We start from the raw sequence: 5,539 nt of genomic DNA, 5'->3' as shown, positions 1-5,539 counted from the left end.
GAGCAGCAGCACCGCGGCCGCGATCACGAGGATCCGCTTGCGGTTGTCCTGCGGCGGCTTCTCCGGCTCGGGCCGGCTCCGCCGCCGCGGCGGGGCCGGCGGCACGGGCGGCACCCGGGTGGTCGCCGGCCCGGCGGCGTGGCTCAGCGCCTGCGTCGCGTTCGGGCGGTGCACCGGCATCGTCTTCTCGGTGTCCGGCACCTGCGGGATCCGCGGCAGCGTGCGCTCGGTGTCGGCGAGGTCGCCCTGGCCGTGGGACACCGGGATCGGCACGGTCACCGGCAGCAGCCCCAGCTGGGCGCGCACCGCGGTCAGCTCGGTGAGGAACTCCCCGGCGTCGGCCGGCCGCAGCCGCGGGTCCCGCCGCGTCGCCCGGACGACCAGGTCGTCGAGCGCCGGCGGCAGGTCCGGGCGCAGCTCGCTCGGGGGCGGCACGTCGTCGTTCACGTGCCGGTAGGCCACCGAGATGGCCGTGTCCCCGGTGTAGGGCACCCGGCCGGTCAGCATTTCGTAGAGCAGGATCCCGGCCGAGTAGACGTCGCCGCGCGAAGACGCCGCGCCGGTCTCGACCTGCTCGGGGGCGAGGTAGGCGACCGTGCCGAGGATGACGCTCGAGGAGGTCGTGCCCGCGCTCGCCACGGCCCGCACCAGGCCGAAGTCCGCGACCTTCACCGCCCCGCCGGTGTGCTGCCCGACCCGGCCGATCAGCACGTTCTCCGGCTTCACGTCCCGGTGCACCAGCCCGGCCCGGTGCGCGGCGGCCAGCGCCGACAGCACGGGCTCGGCGACGCTCAGCGCCACCGCGACGTCCAGCGGGCCCTCGTCGTCCAGCAGGTCGCGCAGCGTCCCGCCGTCGACCAGCTCCATCACCAGGAACGCCAGTCCCGACTCCGCACCCTGCGGCAGGTCGAAGCCCTGGTCGTGCACCGCCACGACGTGCGGGTGGTGCAGCTGCGCCGCGGACTGCGCCTCGCGCACGAACCGGTCCACGAACGACCGGTCGTCGGCGAAGCGCGGGTCCATGATCTTGATCGCGACCGGACGGTCCAGCCGGGTGTCCGTCCCCCGATAGACGGAAGACATTCCGCCGTGGGCGAGCAGCCGGTCCACCCGGTAGCGCCGCTCCAAGAGCGTGCCGACCAGGCTGGGTTGGGTGCGTGTCACGAGTATGGATCGTACGGAACCGCGCACGCCTCGTGGAGGAGACCTGGCGGGTCACCCGTGCGCACTAGCGGGTGAGGGGACGGAATGTGGCACAGTGTCACCTGTGAGTGGGATTCCTGTCGCCGAAGACATCCTCGACACCGCCATCGCGGTCCTCCCGTTGACGGAGGTGGCGACCGTGCTCGGGACGTCGACCAACAAGGTCCGGCAGATGCTGCGCGACGGGCAGCTGATCGCGCTCAAGCGCGGCGGTGAACTGTGCGTGCCCAGCGATTTCTTCGTCAAGGACGGCGTCGTCAAGGGATTGACCGGGACGATCACCGTGCTCGCCGACTCGGGCTTCTCCCGGACCGAGATGCTGCGGTGGCTGTTCACCACGGACGACACGCTGCCCGGGAGCACGCCCATCAACGCCCTGCGGACCAGCCACGGCACCGAGGTCAAGCGGCGCGCTCAGGCCATGGCGTTCTGACCTGCGGAAACAGGTGGCGGCCGCGGCGAGCTGAACGGCGGCCGCGGTCAGCAGGCACGCCGGGAGCGACCACGCGGCCAGCGGACCGGCCAGTGCCGCGCCCGCGGCCAGCCCGGTGATCTTCACGCTCGCCGCCGTCGTGAACACCTGCGCCCGGACGTGCTCCGGCGCCTCGCGGTGACGGATCGCGAACAACGCCGTGAGCTGCGGACCTTCGGCGAATCCGGCCAGGACGGCCGCGACGACGACGCCGTGCCCGCCGGCGGCCAGGAGGCAGCTCGCCGCCAGGAGGAGCGTGCTCAGCCAGACGGTCCGGTCGGGCGCCCACGGCAGCGGCTTCTTCGCGAAGACGGCGTTGGCCAGCAGTGACGCCACCGCGAGGACGGTCAGCAGCAGGGCGCCGTCCGCCGGGCCGCGCAGGTGCGCCGCGCCCAGCAGGGGATAACACACGGTGACCATGCCGATCCCCATGCAGGAGATCGTCGAAGCGACGGTCGCCCGCCGCAGCGGGGCGTTGCGGACCAGAACCCGGAAGCCGTCCTTGAGGCGCGACTTCTTCGGTGTCCGTTTCGGGAGGAACCAGGCGACGGGAATCGCCGCGGCGACCAGGCCGACCGCGACCACGAGCCCGGCGGAGCCGCCGAGGAGCCCGGCGAGCCCGGGCCCGGCGAGGGCGGCGGCGGTGAACGTCATGGCATCGAGGCGGCTGGCCTGCGGCAGCGCGGACCCGGCGACGGCGGGCAGCTGCGCGGTCCAGCCGCCGGCGATGGCGGGGTTGAGCAGCCCGGCGACCACCGCCACCCCGACGACGGCTTCGAGCGGTAAGTGCCCGAAGGTGGCGCTGACCAGGGCAATCCCGCCGGCGTAGCCGCCGAGCGCGAGGGCGAGCAGCCGCCCCGGGATCGCGCTGCGGTCCAGCAGGGCGCCGAACACGGGCCCACCCGCGGCGGCGGCCGCGGTCAGCCCGGCGAGCAACGCCGCGCCGGCGTGCGGACCCGCGGTCATCCCGAGCAGCAACAACGCGGGCCCGGACAGCTCATCACCGGTCCGGGCGAGCGTCGCACCGCCGAGGTAACGTCTTATCATCGGCAAGACGTTACAATGAGACATGGCTTTTCCGCACCGGGATTCCGTGCAGCGCGCGGTCGACCTGCTGGGTGTCCTGCTGGTTCCGGCTCCCGACCCGGCTTCGGTGGTTCGCGTCCTGCGCGATCACGGCGAGCCGGACGTCTCCCTGTCCCCCTCGGACATCGGAGAGCTGCGCACGGCGGCCCTGGAGCTGCGCGAAGTGTTCGCGGCCCGTGACGTCGCTTCGGCGGCTTCGGTGCTCAACCGGCTCTTCGCTGCGTACGCAGGCCCACCGCGCCTGACGGACCACGAAGAGGGCTACGGCTGGCACCTGCACGCGGACGCGGCCGACGACGGGCCGTGGGGCGCGTGGCTGGTGACGTCATCGGCCCTGGGGCTGGCGAACCTGCTGGCCGAGCGCCAGGGGCCGCCAGGCGGGTTGTGCGCGTCACCGACGTGCGGGAAGCCGTTCGCGCACACGGGCGGCGGCAGCCCGCGGAGGTATTGCTCGCCCCGGTGCGCGACGCGCGAACGCGTCGCCGCGCACCGGGCGCGCGGGTGAAGCTCAGCCCTGGGTCTTGTCGCGCCAGGCGATCCAGGACTTCAGCGCGTCGAGGTCGTAGTCCGGGCCGCCCACGCCGACGGTGAACGTCGTGACGCCCAGCTCCAGGAGCTTCGGGCCCAGCTCGTCCGGCTCGCCCTGGACGCCGCACGAACGCTCGATCTCGGCCGGGTCGCGGCCGACGTCCGCGCAGTGCTGGTCGAGGATCTTGACCTTGCGGCCGACGACCTCCGGGTCGCCGAAGCCGTGCCAGATGTCGCCGTGCTTGGCGACCAGCTTGAGCGTCTTCTTCTCGCCGCCGCCGCCGATCAGGACCGGGATCTTGCGGGTCGGCGCCGGGTTCAGCTTGGCCAGGCGCGACTCGATGCGCGGGAGCGACTCCGCGAGGTCGTCGAGCCGGCCGCCCGCGGTGCCGAACTCGTAGCCGTACTCGTCGTAGTCCTTCTCGAACCAGCCGGAGCCGATGCCGAGGATGAGCCGGCCGCCGGAGATGTGGTCGACCGTGCGGGCCATGTCGGCGAGCAGCTCGGGGTTGCGGTAGCTGTTGCAGGTGACGAGCGCGCCGATCTCCACCCGGGACGTCGACTCCGCCCACGCGCCGAGCATGGTCCAGCACTCGAAGTGCATGCCGTCGGGGTCGCCGTAGAGCGGGTAGAAGTGGTCCCAGTTGAAGACGATGTCGGCCCCGAGGTCTTCGGCGGCCGACGCGGTGCGCCGGATGCTGTCGTAGTCGGCGTGCTGCGGCTGGAGCTGCAGGCCGATCCGGATGCGTCGTTCGGTCATGATCGCAGCCTACGACCGCCGCGGAGCGTCTCGCGCGCCCAGACCGTGGCCAAGGGTGGTAGTGCCACCACCAGCCTCCGCGACTTCGGCACGACGGCCCGCCGCGTCAGGATGTCGTAGTCCAGGGCCACGATCTCGTCGAGGATCCCCTCGTAGAGCGTCAACGCCGTCCGCACGCACGGCCGCGATTCCGGCCGCAGCAACGCCACGCCGGCCTCGGCCCGCCGGTACACCGCCCGCGTCCGCGCGACGAAGTACGCCAGCGCCGCCCGGATCCGCGGATCGTGCCGCCGCTCCTCGAGCAACGCCCGCGAAACGCCGAACGCCGCGAGTTCCGAAGTGGGCAGGTAAAGCCGTCCCCGGTCCAGGTCCTCGCCGACGTCGCGCAGGAAGTTCGTCAGCTGGAACGCCTCGCCCAGCGCGATCGCGCCCGGGACGGCGTCGGCCACGGCGCCGACCGTGCCGAACACCGGCAGCATCTGCAGCCCGATCACCGCGGCCGAGCCGTACATGTAGTCGCCCAGCTCGGCGAACGTCCGGTATTCGACCGGCTTCAGGTCCGCTCGCATGGATTTCAGGAAACTGTCGAACAGCTCACGCGAGAGGTCGTAGCGCCGCACGGTGTCGGCCAGGGCCACGAGCACCGGGTCGTCCGGGGTGCCGCCCTCGAAGACGACGTCGACCATCTCGCCGACAGCGTCCAGGGAGGCCGCCGGGTCGGTGCCCGGTGCCGGGTTGTCGACCAGTTCGTCCGCCATCCGCGCGAACCCGTACAGCGTGTGCGCGGCGGGCCGGGCCCGGGCCGGGAGCAGCCGGGTCGCGAGGAAGAACGTGCGTCCGTAGTGGGCGTTGATGCGGCGGCACTCGGTGTACGCGGCCCGCAGGTCCGGCGAAGAGATGCCCGCCGCGTCGAGTTCGTTCACCGGCCGGTGATCCTTTCCGCCGCCAGTCGTCCGGAGATGAGCACCGGCGGGATGCCGACGCCGGGGGTGGTGCCGCAGCCGGCCAGCACGACGTTGCCCGCCGCGCGGACCAGGTTCGCCGGCCGGAACGGACCCGTCTGGGTGAACGTGTGCGCGAGCGAGAACGGCGTCCCGGCGGTGAGCCCGCGCGCCGCCCAGTCCGCCGGGGTGATCGTCTCGTCGACCGTGAACTCGCTGCCGAAACCGGTCAGCCCGCGCGCCTCCAGCGTCCGCAGCAGTTCTTCGCGGTACGGCCCGCGGACGCGGTCCCAGTCGATCGGGCCGCGGCGCAGGTTCGGCGCGGGCGCGAGCACCGAGACGATCTCGCCGCCGCGCCCGGCCAGCCCCGGATCGGTCGCCGTCGGGCGGGTGACCAGCAGCGACGGGTCGCTCATCAGCTTGCCCTCGCGGATGATCTCGGCGAACGTCCGCTCCCAGGCGTTGCCGAAGAAGATCGTGTGGTGCCCGAGGTTCCACTTTTCGGTGGTCCGCCCGTGCAGGACGACCGCCGACGGCGAGTAGCGCAGG

General features: G+C 72.8%; 7 protein-coding genes. 3 read left to right on the top strand and 4 right to left on the bottom strand.

Annotated features, from left to right (window positions below; translation table 11 throughout):
* The coding region (locus tag CCN39_RS17890) for a protein kinase domain-containing protein (protein WP_143264065.1) at positions 1-1,164 on the bottom strand (1,164 nt) is incomplete at its 3' end.
* Positions 1,165-1,267: 103 nt separating this feature from the next.
* Here CCN39_RS17890 and CCN39_RS50180 point away from each other — a divergent pair.
* From CCN39_RS50180 to CCN39_RS17880, 3 genes are all read left to right on the top strand, one after another.
* On the top strand, positions 1,268-1,636 hold the full coding sequence (locus CCN39_RS50180; protein ID WP_158104519.1) for an Rv2175c family DNA-binding protein: 369 nt from the start codon (positions 1,268-1,270) through the stop codon (positions 1,634-1,636).
* Between the two features lie 451 nt (positions 1,637-2,087).
* Complete coding sequence (locus CCN39_RS51770; protein ID WP_244210841.1) at positions 2,088-2,504, top strand: hypothetical protein; 417 nt, start codon at positions 2,088-2,090, stop codon at positions 2,502-2,504.
* 240 nt (positions 2,505-2,744) lie between these two features.
* On the top strand, positions 2,745-3,266 hold the full coding sequence (locus tag CCN39_RS17880; protein WP_086843404.1) for a CGNR zinc finger domain-containing protein: 522 nt from the start codon (positions 2,745-2,747) through the stop codon (positions 3,264-3,266).
* Between the two features lie 3 nt (positions 3,267-3,269).
* On the opposite strand, the gene CCN39_RS17875 is transcribed toward CCN39_RS17880, so the two are convergent.
* The 3 genes from CCN39_RS17875 to CCN39_RS17865 all read right to left on the bottom strand — a co-directional run.
* Positions 3,270-4,049 carry an LLM class F420-dependent oxidoreductase gene (locus tag CCN39_RS17875; RefSeq protein WP_086843402.1) on the bottom strand — a complete coding sequence of 260 codons (780 nt, stop codon included), beginning with the start codon at positions 4,047-4,049 and terminating at the stop codon, positions 3,270-3,272.
* The gene (locus tag CCN39_RS17870) at positions 4,046-4,972 is read right to left on the bottom strand and encodes a phytoene/squalene synthase family protein (RefSeq protein ID WP_086843400.1); all 927 of its coding nucleotides are present in this window, start codon (positions 4,970-4,972) and stop codon (positions 4,046-4,048) included. Before CCN39_RS17870 ends, CCN39_RS17875 begins: the two co-directional genes overlap by 4 nt.
* The coding region (locus tag CCN39_RS17865; RefSeq protein ID WP_208630261.1) for a phytoene desaturase family protein at positions 4,969-5,539 on the bottom strand (571 nt) is incomplete at its 5' end. The genes CCN39_RS17870 and CCN39_RS17865, both read right to left, overlap by 4 nt.

This window comes from Amycolatopsis kentuckyensis, assembly GCF_002155975.1.
GTDB classification, from domain to species: domain Bacteria; phylum Actinomycetota; class Actinomycetes; order Mycobacteriales; family Pseudonocardiaceae; genus Amycolatopsis; species Amycolatopsis kentuckyensis.
Note: the sequence above shows the minus strand (reverse complement) of the source record. Positions and strands in the feature narration are given on the sequence as shown.

What these genes read in the sequence shown, in the direction of transcription:
- CCN39_RS17880 (WP_086843404.1), top strand. Translation starts at nt 2,745, where the DNA reads ATGGCTTTTCCGCACCGGGATTCCGTGCAGCGCGCGGTCGACCTGCTG.
- CCN39_RS17875 (WP_086843402.1), bottom strand. Translation starts at nt 4,049, where the DNA reads ATGACCGAACGACGCATCCGGATCGGCCTGCAGCTCCAGCCGCAGCAC.